Here is a 17,053-nt window from a genome sequence, read left to right on the forward strand (position 1 = left end):
AATTGTCTTCGAAGGCGCCTCGAACTGGTAGGACGACCCCCCAGCGGGTAGCCAGGTCACATGCCCGAATTGCCCGATGTAGAAGGATTCCGCCGGGTCGCGGAGCAGGCGACCGGCCGACAGGTGCGCGAGGTGCGCGTGCACGACGCGCAGGTGCTGCGTGGTATCGGCGCAGATGCGTTTCAGCGCGCACTGCGGCGCAGGTACTTCGCCGAACCTCGGCGGCACGGCAAGTGGCTGCTGATCGCGATGGCGGCCGCCGCGAACGCCTCGCCTGCGCCGCCGACCTTGCTGCTGCACTTCGGGATGACCGGGAATCTCCAGTGGTGCGCCCACCGCGACGAACTGCACCGGCACGACCGGCTCGTGTTCGACTTCGCCGCGGGTGAACTCCGCTACCGGGACATGCGGAAGCTGACCGGGATCCACCTCGCGCGGGAGCAGGACGAAGTGGACGATCTGCTGGCCGAGCTCGGCCCGGACGCGCAGGAGGTCGGCGCCGACGAGTTCGCCGAGCGGCTCACCCGCACCCGGCGGCGCCTCAAGCCGGCCCTGATGGACCAGTCGGTGCTCGCCGGGCTCGGCAACATCTGCGCCGACGAGATCCTCTGGCGGGCCCGGATCGATCCGAACCGGGCCACCGCGGACCTGGTCGCAGCGGACCTCGATCGGCTGCACCGCGAGATGCGGGCGATGCTGCGGGAGGCCGTTCGCGTCGGCCGGGTTCCGGATGGTGCGTCCTGGCTGACCGGGCACCGCGACCAACCGGACCGGCGGTGTCCGCGGTGCTCGTCGGCGTTGCGGCGGATGCGGATCGGCGGCCGCAGCACCCTGTGGTGTCCGACGTGCCAGCCAGCGTGACCAGCGGGAGCCCAGGCCCGGTGTGCATGCGTTCATGCGGGTACCGTTAACCTGAAAATACTTCAGGGGGTCAGGGGCGGATCGGGGGGTCCGACCGCGCGGAGCCGGGTCCGGGGTTGTGGCCCGGCTTCGCGGGGCCACCTTCCGCCCGCGGTCGTGCGATCGGCGTGGCCTAGCGCACTGTTTACCGGTCGGTAACCGCTGTTTTTGGCATGATCTGGCCGACGACGGCCGTGCGTCGGCAGCGCAGCCAGAAGCGGAAGGATCGGTGTGATGACGAAGATCGAACGCCTGGGAGTCATCGGCGGCGGGCAGATGGGCGGCGGCATCGCGGAGGTCGGCGCCCGAGCCGGCATCGACGTGATCGTGTGCGAGGTCAACGCCGAAGCCGCCCGAGCCGGCCGCGCCAAGCTGTGGAAGTCGCTCAACCGGGCGGTGCAGAAGGGGAAGCTCACCGAGGCCGAACGCGACGAGACGCAGTCCCGGCTGCACTTCACCACCACGCTCGCCGACCTCGACGACCGGGACATGGTCATCGAGGCGATCGCCGAGGACGAGGGGTTGAAGCTCGAGCTCTTCGCCGAGCTGGACAAGGTCGTGGCCGACCCGGAGGCGATCCTGGCGTCGAACACCTCCTCCATCCCGATCGCCAAGCTCGCCGCCGCCACCAAGCGCCCGCAGCAGGTCCTCGGCGTGCACTTCTTCAACCCGGTGCCGGTGCTCAAGCTCGTCGAGCTGGTGCCGTCGCTGTTGACCTCCGAGGAGACCGTCGAGCGGGCCGCGGCGTTCGCCACCGAGCAGCTGGGCAAGGAGACCGTCCGGGCCAAGGACCGGTCCGGGTTCATCGTCAACGCGCTGCTGGCGCCGTACCTGCTGTCGGCGATCCGGATGCTCGAGGGCGGTTTCGCCAGCGCCGAGGACATCGACAAGGGCATGGTGCTGGGGTGCGCCCACCCGATGGGCCCGCTGCGGCTGTCCGACCTGGTCGGCCTGGACACCCTGAAGGCCATCGCGGATTCGCTGTACGCGGAGTACGCCGAACCCACCTACGCGGCCCCGCCGCTGCTGCAGCGGATGCTCGACGCGGGCCTGAAGGGCAAGAAGTCCGGCAAGGGCTTCTACACCTACGACAACTGACCGGGCCCCGGATCGGGTGAACTGCGATGGGCCCCCTTGCCGAGCGGGTTGGCCGAGCGGGTTGGCAAGAGTGTGCCCTTCGCCTCATGTCCGATCAGGTCGCGAGGAGGGCTTGGATCTCTTCGACCACCCGGGTCGGGTCGTCTTCCATGACGAAGTGGCCCGCATCCGGGACCACGCTCAGCGTCGCGTTGGGGATGTCTTTTGCGAGGCGCTTCGCGAAGGTGACCGGCTGCCAGCTGTCTTCGGCTCCCCACACGATCCGCGTCGGTGCGGTCAGGGCTTTCAGCCGCGGGGCCACTCGTTGCGTCGGGGTCGAGTCGTAGTGGCGCACCTGGTGTTCGAAGAACGACGCCCGGCCCATCGGTGTCCTATGTGGAGCGAGGTAGGCTTCGAGGGTTCCGCCGGCCATCCGGGTCGGGTCTGCGACCGTCATGGCCAGCTGGCGGGTCAGCATCGCTTCGAAGTCGGCCCGGGGCATGGCGGCGTAGTCGTCGAGGTGGTCTCGGATGATCTTCCGCCAGGTGCTCGACGGCCAGGAGTCGTAGCTGACCGAGTCGATCAGCATCAGGCGCTGGACCCGGTCCGGGTGGCGGGTCGCGAAGATCTGGCCGACCGCGCCGCCGATGTCGTGCGCGATCAGCGTGCAGCGCCGGATTCCCCGCTGCGTCAGCACTTCCGCCAGCAGATCCGCCTGGGCAGTGACCGAGGTGTCGCGGTTCGGCGGGCGTTCGGAGGCGCCGTAGCCCAGCAGGTCGTAGGCTAGGACGCCGTGCCCTGCGGCGTCGATGGCCGGGATCACGTTGCGCCAGATGTGGGAATGCGACGGCGTTCCGTGCAGGAACACGACCGTTTCGCCGGTGCGCCCGGCGGTGTGCCGGTAGGCCAGCCGGGCCCCGTCGACGATCATGTGCTGTGCCAGGATCATGCCGAGCCTTCCACGGTGATGACGATCTTGCCGAAGAAGTCCTTGGCGCCGAAGATCTTCTGCGCTTCGGGCAGCTCCTGCAACGGGTACGTCTCGGCCAGCAGTGGTGTCAGCTCGCCGTCGGCGATGTGCTGCCGGAGCTGGGCGAAGTCCTCATGGGTGCCGAACGACGAGCCGATCAGCTGCAGCTGGCGGAGGTAGACCGTGCGCAGGTCCGTCTCCACCAGCGGTCCGGCGATCCCGCCGGCCACGACGTAGCGGCCGAGCGGCGCGAGCATCCGCAGCAGCACCGGGAAGCCCGGCCCGGCCACGACGTCGGCTACGACGTCCACCCGGTCCGCAATGGCGCGCACCGCCGCCTCCAGGTCGGCTGCGCGGCGGTCCACCGTCGCATCCGCTCCGAGGCGCAGCGCGCGCTCCCGCTTCGCGGCGCTGGTGATCGCCACGACGCGCGCTCCGCGCAGCGTCGCGAGCTGGATCAGCGCCGAGCCGACTCCGCCGGAGGCACCGGTGACCACGACGGTCTCGCCGTCGCGGACGCCTGCCCGGTTCAGCATGCGCATCGCCGTCGCGTAGGCGGTGGGGAAGGTCGCCAGCTCCGCGTCGCTGAGGTCGCTGTCGATCGGGTGGGCGTTCTGGGCGGGCACGGTGGTGAATTCGGCGAATCCGCCGTCGCGCTCGCTGCCCAGGTACTCGGTGTCGACCAGTTCTCGTTCGCCGCCGGTGTAGAGCATCGGGTCGACGATCACCCGCTCGCCCAGCCGGGATTCGGGCACACCCGCGCCGATCTGGTCGATTCGGCCGACCACGTCGGCGCCCTGGATCCGTGGGAACTCCAGCGGCTCCCGCCGCCAGCCCGCGCTCGCCCCGGGGTCGTCGGGGGAGCCGTACGCGCCCTCGCGGGTCCAGATGTCGGTGTTGTTGATGGCCGTGGCGGCGACCCGGATCCGCACCTCGCCCGGTCCGGCGTGCGGCTCTGACACGTCCTCGCGGTACGCCAGCTTCTCCGGCCCGCCGAAGCCGGTGAGCAGCACTGCGCGCATTGGGAACACTCCGTTCTGGGTCCTCGTTGCGGCCGGGAGAGGTATACCGACCGGTATGGCTACCACCGTAGCCGCTCGCGGTCGGCCCATGTCAACCCACCGGTCGGTATAGTCAGGACGTGGAGATGGACGTGGAGATGTTGGAGAAGCTGACGCCGGCCGGGCGGCGGGTGCTGGACGTGGCGGCCGAGCTGTTCTACCGGCAGGGCATCCACGCCGTCGGGGTCGAGGCGATCGCCGCCGGGGCCGGGGTTACCAAGAAGACCCTGTACGCGTGCTTCGGCTCGAAGGACCAGCTCGTCACCGCGTACCTGGTCGAGCGGGACCAGCGCTGGCGGGCCTGGCTGGAGCGGTGGGTCGTCGAGTCCGCGGCCCCGCCGCGAGAGAAGCTGCTGGCGGTCTTCGACGCGCTCGACGCGTGGATGGACCGCGCGGACTTCCGGGGCTGCGGATTCGTCAACGCCCTGGCGGAGACCCCGGATCCGGAGCATCCGGCCCACGCCGTGATCATCGGCCAGAAGCGGTGGATGCGGCAGTACTTCGAAGAGCTCGCCGCGGCAGCGGGATTGGCCGGCCCGGCGGACTTCGCGGACGGCGTCCTGCTGCTCTACGAGGGTGCGACGGTGGCCGCCTCGGCCGGTTTCCCCGACGCGGTCCGGAAAGCGCGCAGAACCGCGGAGATCCTCCTCAAGGCCTGATCAGTCCACTTCGGACACGATGGTGGTGCGCAGTGCGTCCACCGCGTGGCGGCGGTGTTCGTCGAGCAGCCGGACCAGTTCGCCGGCTCGGCGCTCCGCGACCGCCGCCACGATCGCGTCGTGTTCGTGGCGGACGCGCTCGCGGTTGGTGTCGGAGTTGTAGTACACCGCGCGGTAGGCGTCCGTGGCGTCCCAGAGCGTGCGCACGATGCGCAGCAGGCGGGGCATCCCGGCGGGCTCCAGCAGCGCGAAGTGGAATCGGCGGTTCGCCGTGATCATGGCCGCCAGGTCGCCGCTGTCGGCGGCCTTCTCGACATCGCACTGGGCGTCGGTGATCCGGGCCAGGTCGGCATCGCTGAGCCGCTCGGTCGCCACCGCCGCGGCCTCCGATTCGAGCAGCTCGCGCATCCGGTAGACCTCCAGCAGGTCGCTCAGCGACAGCTCGGCCACCGAGTAGCCCCGATGCGGCTGGTAGATCACCTGCCCCTCGGCCTCCAGCGTCTTCAGCGCCTCGCGCAGCGGAACCCGGCTCACGCCGAGGCGCTGGGAGATGGTGTCCTGCCGGATCGGTTGGCCCGGCGCCAGATCGCCGGACACGATGGACTTCCGGAGCTCGTCGAGAACGAACTCCTGGGTGGTGGGTGGTCGCTGCATCCCGGGCTCCCCAAGTTTTCGGGCGTCTTGACTGTCGCCCGATCAACTGTATATTGGATCCAAAATCGCGGTGAGGCAAGCCCCTTTTCCGGTCACCGCGCTGCTGCACTGGTATCGGTCGGCCGGTTCGCCGGCCTGCCGGGTGGAAGGGTGGGTGCATGGAGACGCTGCCGATGGACGGCGTGGTCGTCGCGGACTTCAGCCGGGTGCTGGCCGGCCCGTACGCGACCATGCTGCTGGCCGATCTCGGCGCGACCGTGATCAAGGTGGAGCGCCCCGGCGAAGGCGACGACACACGCTCGTGGGGACCGCCCTGGACCGAGCACAGCTCCGCCTACTTCGAGTCGGTCAACCGGGGCAAGCGCAGTATCACCCTCGACCTAGCCGACCCGGAGGACCAGGAAGCCGCGCGCCGGCTCATCAGCCGCGCCGACGTCCTGGTGGAGAACTTCAAGCCCGGCTCGCTGGCCCGCTACGGCCTGGACCACGAGACCGCGCGGGAGCTCAACCCGCGGCTGATCTACACCTCGATCTCCGGGTTCGGCAGCAAGGAAGGCGCACGCCTGCCCGGCTACGACTTCGTCGTGCAGGCGCTCGGTGGGCTGATGAGCATCACCGGCGAACCCGAAGGCGCGCCGATGAAGGTCGGAGTGGCGGTGGTGGACGTGCTCACCGGCAAGGACGCGGCGCTGGGCATCATGGCCGCGCTGCGGCACCGCGAACTGACCGGCCACGGCCAGCACGTCGAGGTGAACCTCCTGTCCAGCCTGCTGGCGTCGCTGGCGAACCAGATGAGCAGCCTGCTGACGACCGGCATCGCGCCGCAGCGAATGGGCAACCGGCACCCCAACATCGCGCCGTATGAGGCGCTGCGCTGCGAGGACGCGTTCCTGGCCGTCGCGGTCGGCAACGATGCGCAGTTCCGCAGGCTGTGCGAAGCGCTGGGGTTGGTGTCGCTGGTCGGCGACCCGAGGTTCGCGACCAATGCGGAGCGGGTGGCCAACCGCGAGGAGCTGGCGCGGCAGCTGGAGAACGTGCTCGGCGCGCGGACCGCCGCGGACTGGCAGCAGCGCCTGCAGGGCGTGGGCATCGCGTGCGGCCAGGTCAACGACCTGTCGCGGGCGGTGCACTACGCCGAGTCGCTGGGGCTGCGGCCAATGGTCGATCCCGGCGGCGGAGCCGCGATGCAGGTGCGCACCCCCATCGACTTCTCCGACCACGGCAGCGCCGAGATGACACCGCCGCCGCTGCTCGGCGAACACACCAAGGAAGTCCTCGCGTGGTTGGAGGACTCCGAGCAAGAGCTTTCCCCGCTCGTCTCAAGGAGGAGCCCGCAATGAGTGCCAGTGGAAAACGTCCCGCGTTCGACCCGCGCGATCCGCTGGGGATCGACGCCGAATTCACCCCGGAGCAGCTCGCGATCCGCGACAGCGTGCGCGCGCTGTGCCGGGACCACGTGCAGCCGCACGTCGCGGAGTGGTTCGAGCGCGGCGAGTTTCCGCAGGCCCGGGAACTCGCCCGGGAGCTGGGCAAGCTCGGCGTGCTCGGCATGCACCTGGAGGGCTACGGCTGCGCCGGACTGTCCGCAGTGGACTACGGAATCGCCTGCGAGGAGCTGGAGGCCTGCGACTCCGGCTTGCGCTCACTGGTATCGGTGCAGGGTTCGCTGGCGATGTTCGCGATCTGGCGCTGGGGCTCGGAGGAGCACAAGCAGCACTGGCTGCCGCAGATGGCCGCGGGCGAGGCGATCGGCTGCTTCGGCCTGACCGAGCCGGACCACGGCTCCGACCCGGCCTCGATGCGCACTGTCGCGCGCCGCGACGGCTCCGACTGGGTGCTAAACGGCCGCAAGATGTGGATCACCAACGGCACGGTCGCCTCGGTCGCGGTGGTGTGGGCGCAAACCGACGAAGGGGTGCGCGGTTTCGTCGTGCCGACCGACACGCCGGGCTTCTCGGCGCCGGAGATCAAGCACAAGCTTTCGCTGCGCGCCTCGGTGACCAGCGAGCTGGTGCTCGACGACGTCCGGCTGCCCGCCGACGCGGTGCTGCCCGAGGTCACCGGCCTGCGCGGCCCGCTGTCCTGCCTCAACGAGGCGCGCTACGGCATCGTGTGGGGCGCGGTCGGCGCCGGGCGCAGCTGCCTGGAGGCGGCGCTGGACTACGCGGTGACCCGCGAGCAGTTCGGGCGGCCGATCGGCGGTTTCCAGCTCACGCAGGGCAAGCTCGCCGACATGGCGGTCCGAGTCCAAAATGGACGGTTGTTGGCGCTGCACCTCGGCAAGCGCAAGGACGCCGGGCAGCTGGTCCCGCAGCAGGTGAGCTTCGGCAAGCTCGACAACGTCCGCGGCGCGCTGGAGGTGGCCCGCGCCGCCCGAACCATCCTGGGTGCCAACGGGATCTCGCTGGAGTACCCGGTGATCCGGCACATGACGAACCTGGAGTCGGTGCTGACCTACGAGGGCACCAGCGAGATGCACGCCCTCACCATCGGCCAGGCCCTGACCGGCCTGTCGGCCTTCCGCGGCTGAGATGCTCTCCGCAACTTCCATTGAAATCGAAGGTCTGATTTCCATTGAAATTGCGGGAGTTATCCACAACCTCCGGCGTGTCGTCGCCCGACACGCCGGAGGGCCGCAATTTCCATTGAATCGGAGATCTGCGTTGCATCGGGCCCCTTCTCGCTTGGCCGTGGTGGCGGCCTGCGGGCATGGCACCGAGGCCACCGGGCCACGGCGACGTGAAATCGCGGTTCGGGCCTTACCGCAGCAGGGGTGGCAGGACTCGGTGGGTCCAGTCGGTGGCTCGTTCGTAGGAGTTGGCCAGCTGCAGAAGCGGCCATTCCGCGTGGTTTCGGCCGATCAGCTGGACTCCCATCGGCAACCCGGCCTCGTTGAACCCGACCGGCAGGCTGGCGATCGGGAGCCCGGACAGCGTCCACGGCGCGACCGTCTCCATCCACCGGTGGTAGGTGTCCATAGACCGGCCGGCGATCTCCTGCGGCCAGCGCTGGTCGACGTCGAACGGGAACACCTGCGCGCTCGGTGCGAGCAGGAAATCGTATTCGTCGAACAACCGCGACACCGCGGCGTACCACTCGTCCCGGCCGGTCAGGGCGCGTCCGATGTCGTGGGCGGTGAGCTGCTGGTAACCCTCGACCTCGAAGACCACCTCCGGTTTGAGCATCGCCCGGGTGGCCGGGTCGGCGTGCAGGTCGATGTTGTCGCGCCCGACCATCCACGAGCGCCACAGCAGGAAGGTCTCCCAGGCCTGCTCGACCGGCAGCCGGCGCGACACCGGCTCGACCTCGCAGCCGATCTCGGCGAAGGCGCCGAAGGCTTCGGCGCACAGGTCCAGCAGGCCCGTCTCGGTGGCCAGGTATCCGTCGAAGTCGCCGAGCCAGCCGATCCGGGTGCCCTCGAAGTCGCGGTCCAGGCTGCCGGTGAACAACTCCGGATCCTGCTCGATGCTCAGCGGTGCACGCTCGTCCGGACCGGCCATCGTGGACAGCAGCATCGCGACGTCGCGCACCGTGCGCCCCATCGGGCCGACCACCGAGGGCTCGCTGAGGAATCCCTCGCTCGGGATGCGGCCGAAGCCTGGCCGCAGGGACACGAGGTTGCCCCATGCCGCAGGGTTGCGCAGCGACCCCATGAAGTCGCTGCCATCGGCGACCGGCAACATCCGTAGCGCCAGCGCGGCCCCGGCGCCGCCGCTGCTGCCGCCCGCGCTGCGCGTGGGGTCGTAGGCGTTGAGCGTGGTGCCGAACACCGGGTTGAAGGTGTGCGAGCCAAGGCCGAACTCGGGGACGTTGGTCTTGCCGATGACGATCGCGCCGGCGTCCCGCATCCGCCGCACGTGCAGGGCGTCGGTCGTCGCGAGGCTCTCGGCGAAGATCGGTGAGCCCTTCGTGGTGGGGAACCCCGCCGCGTCGGAGAGGTCCTTCACCGCGATCGGGAAACCGTGCATCCACCCCGCGCACTCGCCGCGGTCGAGTTCCTTGTCGCGGTGCCGCGCCTGGTCGATGAGCTCGGTCTCGTCGGCGCGGGAGACGATCGCGTTCACCGCCGGGTTGATCCGGTCGATGTGTCCGAGGTAGGTCTCCATCGCCTCGACGCAGGAGATCTCCCGGCGGCGGATCAGCCAGGACAGCTCCACGGCGTCCAGCAGCACCAGGTCGGGGATCTGCGACGCGGGGAGTCCGGAACCCGGTGCCACGGTCACGCTGTCCTCCTGTTGTCGATCAGCTCCACTGACCCTTGCGCCTCCACGGGGTCGACGTCAACCCGGGTGCATCCGGCCGGGGGAGACACGTCGGCCGGGGAGAGGCGTGCGTCACGTTAGCGTTGCTAAAAATTCGGTCGGTTCCCACGCTGGTAAGACCAGCACACCGCAAGCGCCGAGGAGGACGCATGCCCGCAGTGGCCGTCGCCGGGCAGGCGCCGCGGACCATCGGGATCCCGCGGGTGCTGTCGTCGGTGGCCGCGGTGGTCACGGTCGGGGTCTTCCCGGTGTTCCTCGTCGGCGGCATGGGCGTGCAGCTGCAGCAGGACCTCGCGTTCGGCGCGGCGCTGCTGGGAGTGGGGGCGGCTGGTTTCTTCGGCGTCGCATCGCTGTCGTCCCGGATGATGGGGTGGCTCGTCGAGCGGATCGGCGCCCGCCTGGGCATGCGGCTGGGCGCGCTGGGCAGCTCGCTCTGCCTGTTCGGCCTGGCCTGGGCACCCGATGCGCCGTGGCTGCTGGGGCTGCTGTGGGTGGCCGGACTGCCGAACTCGCTGGCGCAACCGGCATCGAACCTGCTGATCGCCCAAGGGATTCCGGCCAACCGCCGAGGCATGGGCTTCGGCGTAAAGCAGTCCTCCATCCCGGCCGCGACGCTGCTAGCGGGCGTCGCGGTGCCCGCCGTGGCGTTGACCGTCGGATGGCGGTGGGTGTTCGTGATCGCCGGGGTGGTCGGCCTGGTCGCCGCCGTCGCAGTGCCGCGGCTGCCGGACGCCGAGCGGTCCGTCATCAAACGCGGCGACACCGCCGGTCGCAACGACGCCCGGGGCGCGCTGCTGTTGCTGGCGATCTCCGGCGGCCTCGGTTCGGCGGCGGCCAACGCGCTCGGCGCGTTCGTCACCACGACGGCCGTCGAGGTCGGGTTCAGCCCGGCGGTGGCCGGGCTGGTCCTGTCGCTGGGTTCGGCTACCGGGCTGACGGTCCGGCTGTGCGCGGGCGTGCTCGCGGACCGCAAGAACCCGAACCTGCTGCGGGTGATCACCGCGATGCTGCTGATCGGCTCGATCGGCTTCGGACTGATGGCGGTGGATTCGCCGGTGGCGTTCCTGATCGGGGTGTCCATCGGCTTCGGCGCGGGCTGGGCGTGGCCAGGGCTGCTGAACTTCACGGTCGCCAAGATCGCCCCGGGCCGGGTCGCCAGCGCCACCTCGTTCACGCAGACCGGCATCTACCTCGGCGGCAGCCTCGGACCGCTGCTCTTCGGCATCTTCGCCGAGCAGGCCGGACTGGCGGGCGCCTGGCTGGCAGCGGGCATCGCGGCGATCATCGCGGGCGTCCTGCTGCTGTTCATCCGCCGCTGACCTACCGCGACGCCGCAATTCCCTTGAACCCGCCGGTTCGGGCTCAAGGGAAATTGCGTCACGAGTCAGTGCTTGCGGGCGACACCGCCGTGGAGGAGGCAGTAGGGCTGCTTCGCGGTCGTCCGACCGGGTTCGGGGCGCCAGTCCGACAGGAACGTCGTGCCGGGCCGCACGACCTCGAAGTCGCCGAACAGCTTCTCGATCCATTCCACTTCGCGCGGCTGCAACGGGTCTGCGGTCTCCGCGTAGTGGCCCGCGAGGATGCGCATCTCGTCCGGGGCGTGGCTGCCGGTCAGGTGCGAGATCACCAGGTGGCTGCCGGGGACCAGCGCGTCGCGGTAGGTCTCGACCAGCGCCACCGGGTCGTCGGAGTCGGGGATGAAGTGCAGCACCGGTGCCATCAGTAGCCCCACCGGCTCGGCCGGGTCGAGCAGTTCGGCGGCCTCCGGGGATTTCAGGACGGAATCCGGGTCGCGGCAGTCCGCCCGGATGATCTCGACGCGCGGCTCGCCGGCCAGCAGCGGCTTGCTGTGCGCGACGGTGAGCGGCTCGTTGTCCACGTAGAGCACCCGGAAGTCGCGCGTCCGGCGCCGCGCCACCTCGTGCACGTGGCCGATCGTGGGGATGCCCGAGCCCAGGTCGATGAACTGGCGGACACCGTGCGCGAGCAGGTACTCCACGACCCGCCGGAGGAACGCCCGGTTCTCCCGGTATGTTTCGCCGATGTCCGGCAGCTCCCGTTCCAGTCGCTCCGCGAAAGCCCGCTCGCAGCCGAAGTTGTGGCTACCGCCGAGGAACGCGTCGTAGACCCGGGCGGCGCAGGGCCGATCGATGTCCATCTCCCGGACGGGCGGGATGCGCGTGTCGACCATGATCGTCCTCCCCCTTTTACCCGGAATCGTACAGTAGTTAATCAGTGACTCAGCGTGTTTGAGATAGGCGGGAGGCTGCTCTTGCTGATGCTCGTGCACGCATATGACGATGGTGGTTGTAAACGACGAAATGCTGGAGGTGCTCGTGGCCGACGTCCGCGCAGTGGTGGCGACCGGGAAAGGCCGACCGGTCGAGGTGGTGACGATCAATGTTCCGGATCCGGGACCCGGTGAGGCGGTGGTGCGGGTGCAGGCGTGCGGCGTGTGCCACACCGATCTGCACTACCGCGAAGGTGGGATCAGCGACGAGTTCCCGTTCCTGCTCGGGCACGAGGCGGCGGGTGTCGTCGAAGCGGTCGGCGAAGGTGTGCGCGACGTGGAACCCGGCGACTTCGTGATCCTCAACTGGCGCGCGGTGTGCGGGGTGTGCCGTGCCTGCAAGCGCGGTCGGCCGCAGTACTGCTTCGACACCCACAACGCGGCGCAGCCGATGACGCTGACCGACGGCACCCCGCTGTCGCCCGCGCTGGGCATCGGGGCCTTCGCGGAGAAGACGCTGGTGCACGCCGGGCAGTGCACCAAAGTGGACCCATCGGCGCGTCCGGCGGTGGCCGGACTGCTGGGTTGCGGCGTGATGGCCGGGATCGGGGCCGCCGTCAACACCGGTGACGCCGGGCCGGGCGACACGGTGGCGGTGCTGGGCTGCGGTGGCGTCGGGGACGGCGCGATCGCGGGGGCCAGCATGGTCGGGGCGCGGCGGATCATCGCGGTGGACACCGATCCGAAGAAGCTTGAGTGGGCGCGCCAGTTCGGCGCCACGCACACCGTCAACGCCTCCGAGACCGACAGCGTCGAGGCGATCCGCGAGCTCACCGGCGGTTTCGGCGCCGACCTGGTCGTCGACGCGGTCGGCCGCCCCGAGACGTTCAAGCAGGCCTTCTACGCCCGCGACCTGGCCGGCACCGTGGTGCTGGTCGGGGTGCCCACCCCGGAGATGAAGCTGGAGCTGCCGCTGCTGGACGTCTTCGGCCGCGGCGGCGCGGTGAAATCCAGCTGGTACGGCGACTGCCTGCCGGAACGCGACTTCCCGATGCTGATCGAGCTCTACCAGCAGGGCCGGTTGGCGCTGGAGAAATTCGTCAGCGAGGAGATCGCGCTGGACCAGGTGGAGCAGGCGTTCGAGAAGATGCACCGCGGTGAGGTGCTGCGTTCGGTGGTGGTCTTCTGATGGCGGTGCGCATCGATCACGCGACCACGTCGGGCACGTTCTCGCTGGACGGCCAGACCTTTGACGTCGAGAACAACGCGTGGGTGGTCGGCGACGACCACGAGTGCGTGATCATCGACGCCCCGCACGACGTCGAGGCGATCCGCCGGCTCGTCGGCGACCGCCGGGTGCTGGCCGTGCTGTGCACGCACGCCCACGACGACCACGTGCGCAGGGCGCCGGAACTGGCCGACGTGGTCGGGGCGCCGATCTTCCTGCACCCAGACGACCTGGTGCTGTGGAACCTGGTCCACCCGGACCGCCGGCCCGACCGGGAATTCGCCGACGGCCAAGTGGTCGAGGTCGGCGGCATCGGGCTGCAGGTGCTGCACACGCCCGGCCACGCGCCGGGCGCGGTGTGCCTGTACTCGCCCGAGCTGGGCGTGGTGTTCACCGGCGACACCTTGTTTGCTGGCGGGCCCGGCGCCACCGGTCGGTCCTATTCGGACTTCGGGACGATCACGGCGTCCATCCGGGACCGGTTGCTGCCCTTGCCGGAGGACACCGAGGTCCGAACGGGACACGGGGAGAGCACCACGATCGGCGCGGTCCGGCCCCAGTTCGACGAGTGGGTCGCGCGGGGATACTGATCGTTGCGGCCCCGTCGTTGATCGCGAGCGGGTAGGTTTCCCGCTACGACTTTCGGTGGATGAAGCACCTCGGGGCAGTGCGCAGGATCTTGGTCCGTGAGCGGTTGTGCCGCTCACGGACTCATTCTGGCTCGCCAGGGAGCCGATCCGCGCACCGTGTGAGGCAGGTTCGATGGTCGATCATGGGCTTGGCCGCTCCGCTGTCGCGAAGCCGCGGACGAGTTTGCCGGCCTGGATCACCGCGCACCGCGTGGTGCTCGGCGATGTCGTGTTCGTGGTCGTGCTGTGCGTGTTGCACGGCTTCGACCTCTCCATCGGCGAGCATCCGCCGTGGATGGTCTGGTGGTGGCCGCTGCTGGTGAGCGTGCCGGCCACCAGCATGCTGCGGCTGCGGCGACGGGTGCCCTGGCTGGTGCTGTTCGTGCTGCTGGCGGTCACCGTCGCGCTCACCCTGCTCAAGCTCTACATCGGCGGGCTGAACCTGGTGATCCTCGTCGCGGTCTACTCGGTCTGCGTGCGCGGATCGCGGACCGCGTCGGTGATCGCCGCGACGATCGCGATGGTCTACCCCGTCACCGAGATGGTCGTCTACGAGCTGTCGCCGGTGGAAAGCCTGCTGCGGATCGCAGGCGCGGTGGTGAACCTCATCATGGTGATCGGCTGGGCGCGCGCGATGCAGGTCGGCCGGCGCCGCGCGAGGCAGCTGGAGCAGACCCTGGCGCTGCTCGACGAGGCCCGCGACCAGCTCGCCGCCGATGCCGCGGCCATCGAACGGGCCCGCATAGCAAGGGAGTTCCACGACATCGTGTCGCACAACCTGGCCGTGGTGGCGTTGCGGGCGGGCGTCGCGCGGGCGCTGATCGACCGCGACCAGGAGCACGCCCGGCAGACCTTGCAGGAGCTGGAGCAGATCTCCCGCGGCGCGCTGGGGGAGATGCGCAACCTGCTCAACGTGCTTCGCGATCGCAACTCCGCCGGTCAGGACCCGATGGACTGGCAGCCGATGCCCAGCCTGGACGGCGTGGACAAGCTGGTCGAGTCGGTGCGCGGCGGGCGCGTGGTGTGGAAGCTCGACCGGCGCGGCCAGGTCCGCGAGCTGGGCTCCGGGGTGGAGATGACCGCGTACCGGATCGTGCAGGAGGCGATGACCAACGTGCTCAAGCACGTCGGCTCCGGGCGGGCGTGGGTGTTGCTGGACTACGGGCCGGACGCGTTGCGGATCGAGGTGACCAATCACCTCGGCGGGCTGGACGTGGTGGAGGCCCGACCGGTCTCCCAGCAGTCGGGACACGGGCTGATCGGGCTGCGGGAACGCATTGCGTTGCTGGGCGGAACCTTGACCGCGCATCCGGTTTTGAACGGGTTTCACCTTGAAGCCGTGCTACCGTGCGCGGAAAATTCGGGCCTGTCCTGAGCCGGAATTCGGGGGGCCCGGACCGAGGAGGCCCGGCGTGGAAACTGCGGACACGACCGTCCTGGTAGCCGACGACCAAGCGATGATCCGTGCGGGGCTGGTCGCGCTGCTGTCCAACGAACCGGGCCTGCGCGTGCTGGCCGAAGCCGCCGACGGTGAAGCGGCGCTGTCCGCCGTGCGCCGCCGGCGGCCCGACGTGGTGCTGATGGACGTGCGGATGCCGGGCAAGGACGGCATCGCGGCGGCCCGCGACATCATCGCGGAAACCGGCGGCGAGACCTCGGTGATCATGCTCACGGTGCATGACCTCGACGAGTACGTCTACGCCGCCTTGCGCGCCGGGGCCAGCGGTTTCCTGCTCAAGGACGCCACGCCGGAGGAGCTGGTCAAGGCCGTGCACACCGTCGCTGCTGGGGATGCGCTGCTGTCGCCGCGAGTCACCAAGCGGCTGTTGCGGCGCTTCGCGGCGCTGGGCGTCCGCGACGCCCGCAACGAGTTGAGCGCGCTGACGGAGCGGGAGCTCGACGTGCTGCTGGAGGTCGCGCGCGGCGGGTCGAACGCCGAGATCGCCCGCAACCTCGGGCTGGCGGAGCTGACGGTGAAGTCGCACCTCTACCACGTGATGCAGAAGCTGCACCTCAGCTCGCGCACCCAGCTGGTGATCATGGCCTACGAGACCGGCCTGGTCTGCCCGGGCCAGACCAACGTGGGCCCGCGCCGGGCCTCGGCCTGACCTGGCGCCGCAATTTCCATTGAAATCGGACATTCGATTTCAATGGAAATTGCGGGGTCACCGGGGACGGGGCCGAGCTGGTGGCGGGGGTCTAATGGGGGCATGAGCTCTGCACTGCGAGTAGGACTTGTCGGATATGGCCTCGGCGGCGCGATCTTCCACGCTCCACTGATCGCAACCCACCCGTCGCTGCGGCTGGCGGCGGTCGTCACCGCCCACCCCGAGCGGCAGCAGCAGGTGCGCGCCGAGCACCCGGAGGCCGCGGTGGTCGGCGACATGGACGCGCTGCTTCGGCGCGGGCTCGACCTGGTGGTGATCGCCAGCCCGAACCGCACGCACGTCGAGTTGGCCACCGCCGCGCTGGACGCCGGGCTGCCGGTCGTGGTGGACAAACCGTTCACCCCGACCTCGGTCGAGGGGCGGCAGCTGATCGAGCACGCGGCGGCCAAGGGGCAGCTGCTGACGGTCTTCCAGAACCGCAGGTGGGACAGCGACATGCGCACGGTGCGCAAGCTGCTGGACGACGGAGAACTGGGCCGGGTGCACCGCTTCGAGTCGAGGTTCGAGCGGTGGTCGCCGACCCCGAAGCCGACCTGGCGGGACTCCGGCGGCGCGGAGGACGTCGCGGGCGTCCTCTACGACCTGGGCAGCCACCTCATCGACCAAGCCCTGCAGCTGTTCGGACCGGTCGCCGCGGTCTACGCCGAGATCGACTGCCGGCGGGCCGGGGTGCGGGCCGACGACGACACGTTCATCGCGCTCACCCACGCCAACGGCGTGCGCTCGCACCTGTGGATGAGCAAGGTTGCGGCGCGTCCGGGCCCGCGCTTCCGGGTGCTCGGCGATGCGGCCACCTTCACCAAGTACGGCTTGGACCCGCAGGAAGCCGAGCTGCGCGCCGGGCGCCTGCCCGTCGACGACAGCTGGGGCCGGGAACCGGAGGACCTGTGGGGTGTCCTGGGCGTCGGCGACGACGTCCGGCGGGTGCCCAGCGAAGCGGGCGACTACCTGGCGTTCTACGACGGGGTCGTCAAGGCACTGCGCGACGGCACACCGCCGCCGGTGGACCCGGCGGACGCGGTGGCGGCCCTGGACGTCATCGCGGCGGCTCGCCGCTCCGCCGCCGAGGTCACCGTCGACCGCCTCCTCTAACGAATCGGGCGAGGGCGCCGTGCCCCAGTTGGCCGGTCAGCGGGTGCCTGTCACCCCGTCGCCGAATGCGTTGGTGCCTTCACCGGGCTTCGGGCCGACCGTCTGCGGGACGGACATGAGCAG

At 70.0% G+C, this 17,053-nt stretch carries 16 protein-coding genes; 11 read left to right on the forward strand and 5 right to left on the reverse strand.

Features of this window, described 5'->3' with window-relative positions; all coding sequences use genetic code 11:
- Nucleotides 1-60 precede the first annotated feature (60 nt).
- Nucleotides 61-861, forward strand: a complete 801-nt coding sequence (locus FDZ84_RS21650) for an Fpg/Nei family DNA glycosylase (protein ID WP_168587394.1) — start codon at nucleotides 61-63, stop codon at nucleotides 859-861.
- Between the two features lie 273 nt (nucleotides 862-1,134).
- Nucleotides 1,135-1,998, forward strand: a complete 864-nt coding sequence (locus FDZ84_RS21655; protein ID WP_168587395.1) for a 3-hydroxybutyryl-CoA dehydrogenase — start codon at nucleotides 1,135-1,137, stop codon at nucleotides 1,996-1,998.
- Between the two features lie 94 nt (nucleotides 1,999-2,092).
- On the opposite strand, the gene FDZ84_RS21660 is transcribed toward FDZ84_RS21655, so the two are convergent.
- Together FDZ84_RS21660 and FDZ84_RS21665 are read right to left on the reverse strand one after the other, a co-directional pair.
- Nucleotides 2,093-2,926 carry an alpha/beta fold hydrolase gene (locus FDZ84_RS21660; protein WP_246868330.1) on the reverse strand — a complete coding sequence of 278 codons (834 nt, stop codon included), beginning with the start codon at nucleotides 2,924-2,926 and terminating at the stop codon, nucleotides 2,093-2,095.
- On the reverse strand, nucleotides 2,923-3,969 hold the full coding sequence (locus tag FDZ84_RS21665; protein WP_168587396.1) for an alcohol dehydrogenase family protein: 1,047 nt from the start codon (nucleotides 3,967-3,969) through the stop codon (nucleotides 2,923-2,925). The genes FDZ84_RS21660 and FDZ84_RS21665 overlap by 4 nt, the downstream gene beginning before the upstream one ends.
- Nucleotides 3,970-4,094: 125 nt before the next feature.
- On the opposite strand from FDZ84_RS21665, the gene FDZ84_RS21670 reads away from it, so the two are divergent.
- On the forward strand, nucleotides 4,095-4,667 hold the full coding sequence (locus FDZ84_RS21670; protein WP_246868331.1) for a TetR/AcrR family transcriptional regulator: 573 nt from the start codon (nucleotides 4,095-4,097) through the stop codon (nucleotides 4,665-4,667).
- On the opposite strand, the gene FDZ84_RS21675 is transcribed toward FDZ84_RS21670, so the two are convergent.
- Nucleotides 4,668-5,321, reverse strand: coding sequence for a GntR family transcriptional regulator (locus FDZ84_RS21675; protein WP_168587397.1), 654 nt, complete (start codon nucleotides 5,319-5,321; stop codon nucleotides 4,668-4,670). It lies immediately after the preceding gene.
- 158 nt (nucleotides 5,322-5,479) lie between these two features.
- Between FDZ84_RS21675 and FDZ84_RS21680 the strand changes: the two genes are divergently transcribed.
- Together FDZ84_RS21680 and FDZ84_RS21685 are read left to right on the forward strand one after the other, a co-directional pair.
- Nucleotides 5,480-6,661 (forward strand): CaiB/BaiF CoA-transferase family protein, encoded by a 1,182-nt coding sequence (locus tag FDZ84_RS21680; protein WP_168587398.1) that lies wholly within the window; start codon nucleotides 5,480-5,482, stop codon nucleotides 6,659-6,661.
- Nucleotides 6,658-7,851 (forward strand): acyl-CoA dehydrogenase family protein, encoded by a 1,194-nt coding sequence (locus FDZ84_RS21685; RefSeq protein ID WP_168587399.1) that lies wholly within the window; start codon nucleotides 6,658-6,660, stop codon nucleotides 7,849-7,851. Before FDZ84_RS21680 ends, FDZ84_RS21685 begins: the two co-directional genes overlap by 4 nt.
- A 229-nt stretch (nucleotides 7,852-8,080) precedes the next feature.
- Here the strand turns inward: FDZ84_RS21685 and FDZ84_RS21690 are convergent, their stop codons facing one another.
- A complete protein-coding gene (locus FDZ84_RS21690; RefSeq protein WP_168587400.1) occupies nucleotides 8,081-9,544 on the reverse strand; it encodes an amidase in 1,464 nt (487 codons plus the stop codon).
- A 188-nt stretch (nucleotides 9,545-9,732) separates the two neighbouring features.
- Here FDZ84_RS21690 and FDZ84_RS21695 point away from each other — a divergent pair, with 188 nt between their 5' ends.
- Nucleotides 9,733-10,902, forward strand: coding sequence for an MFS transporter (locus tag FDZ84_RS21695; RefSeq protein ID WP_210435039.1), 1,170 nt, complete (start codon nucleotides 9,733-9,735; stop codon nucleotides 10,900-10,902).
- 65 nt (nucleotides 10,903-10,967) lie between these two features.
- Here the strand turns inward: FDZ84_RS21695 and FDZ84_RS21700 are convergent, their stop codons facing one another.
- Nucleotides 10,968-11,774, reverse strand: a complete 807-nt coding sequence (locus FDZ84_RS21700) for an SAM-dependent methyltransferase (RefSeq protein ID WP_168587401.1) — start codon at nucleotides 11,772-11,774, stop codon at nucleotides 10,968-10,970.
- A gap of 109 nt (nucleotides 11,775-11,883) precedes the next feature.
- Between FDZ84_RS21700 and FDZ84_RS21705 the strand changes: the two genes are divergently transcribed.
- From FDZ84_RS21705 to FDZ84_RS21725, 5 genes are all read left to right on the forward strand, one after another.
- Nucleotides 11,884-13,002: an S-(hydroxymethyl)mycothiol dehydrogenase gene (locus FDZ84_RS21705; protein ID WP_246868332.1), complete on the forward strand. Its 1,119-nt coding sequence runs from the start codon at nucleotides 11,884-11,886 to the stop codon at nucleotides 13,000-13,002.
- A complete protein-coding gene (locus FDZ84_RS21710; protein WP_168587402.1) occupies nucleotides 13,002-13,631 on the forward strand; it encodes an MBL fold metallo-hydrolase in 630 nt (209 codons plus the stop codon). The genes FDZ84_RS21705 and FDZ84_RS21710 overlap by 1 nt, the downstream gene beginning before the upstream one ends.
- Before the next feature lie 172 nt (nucleotides 13,632-13,803).
- On the forward strand, nucleotides 13,804-15,045 hold the full coding sequence (locus tag FDZ84_RS21715; RefSeq protein ID WP_246868333.1) for a sensor histidine kinase: 1,242 nt from the start codon (nucleotides 13,804-13,806) through the stop codon (nucleotides 15,043-15,045).
- A gap of 37 nt (nucleotides 15,046-15,082) precedes the next feature.
- Nucleotides 15,083-15,778, forward strand: coding sequence for a response regulator transcription factor (locus FDZ84_RS21720; protein ID WP_168587404.1), 696 nt, complete (start codon nucleotides 15,083-15,085; stop codon nucleotides 15,776-15,778).
- 102 nt (nucleotides 15,779-15,880) lie between these two features.
- Entirely contained in the window at nucleotides 15,881-16,930 is a 1,050-nt protein-coding gene (locus FDZ84_RS21725) for a Gfo/Idh/MocA family oxidoreductase (protein WP_168587405.1), read from the forward strand.
- Nucleotides 16,931-17,053 lie beyond the last annotated feature (123 nt).

This window comes from Saccharopolyspora sp. ASAGF58 (genome assembly GCF_012277335.1).
Lineage (GTDB): Bacteria > Actinomycetota > Actinomycetes > Mycobacteriales > Pseudonocardiaceae > Saccharopolyspora > Saccharopolyspora hattusasensis.

Bases quoted from the DNA above. Each gene is read 5' to 3' on its own strand.
- FDZ84_RS21715 (WP_246868333.1), top strand. From the start codon at position 13,804: ATGGTCGATCATGGGCTTGGCCGCTCCGCTGTCGCGAAGCCGCGGACG.
- FDZ84_RS21680 (WP_168587398.1), top strand. From the start codon at position 5,480: ATGGAGACGCTGCCGATGGACGGCGTGGTCGTCGCGGACTTCAGCCGG.
- FDZ84_RS21710 (WP_168587402.1), top strand. From the start codon at position 13,002: ATGGCGGTGCGCATCGATCACGCGACCACGTCGGGCACGTTCTCGCTG.
- FDZ84_RS21665 (WP_168587396.1), bottom strand. From the start codon at position 3,969: ATGCGCGCAGTGCTGCTCACCGGCTTCGGCGGGCCGGAGAAGCTGGCG.
- FDZ84_RS21655 (WP_168587395.1), top strand. From the start codon at position 1,135: ATGACGAAGATCGAACGCCTGGGAGTCATCGGCGGCGGGCAGATGGGC.
- FDZ84_RS21695 (WP_210435039.1), top strand. From the start codon at position 9,733: ATGCCCGCAGTGGCCGTCGCCGGGCAGGCGCCGCGGACCATCGGGATC.
- FDZ84_RS21685 (WP_168587399.1), top strand. From the start codon at position 6,658: ATGAGTGCCAGTGGAAAACGTCCCGCGTTCGACCCGCGCGATCCGCTG.
- FDZ84_RS21650 (WP_168587394.1), top strand. From the start codon at position 61: ATGCCCGAATTGCCCGATGTAGAAGGATTCCGCCGGGTCGCGGAGCAG.
- FDZ84_RS21705 (WP_246868332.1), top strand. From the start codon at position 11,884: ATGGTGGTTGTAAACGACGAAATGCTGGAGGTGCTCGTGGCCGACGTC.
- FDZ84_RS21675 (WP_168587397.1), bottom strand. From the start codon at position 5,321: ATGCAGCGACCACCCACCACCCAGGAGTTCGTTCTCGACGAGCTCCGG.
- FDZ84_RS21660 (WP_246868330.1), bottom strand. From the start codon at position 2,926: ATGATCCTGGCACAGCACATGATCGTCGACGGGGCCCGGCTGGCCTAC.
- FDZ84_RS21670 (WP_246868331.1), top strand. From the start codon at position 4,095: ATGGACGTGGAGATGTTGGAGAAGCTGACGCCGGCCGGGCGGCGGGTG.
- FDZ84_RS21700 (WP_168587401.1), bottom strand. From the start codon at position 11,774: ATGGTCGACACGCGCATCCCGCCCGTCCGGGAGATGGACATCGATCGG.
- FDZ84_RS21725 (WP_168587405.1), top strand. From the start codon at position 15,881: ATGAGCTCTGCACTGCGAGTAGGACTTGTCGGATATGGCCTCGGCGGC.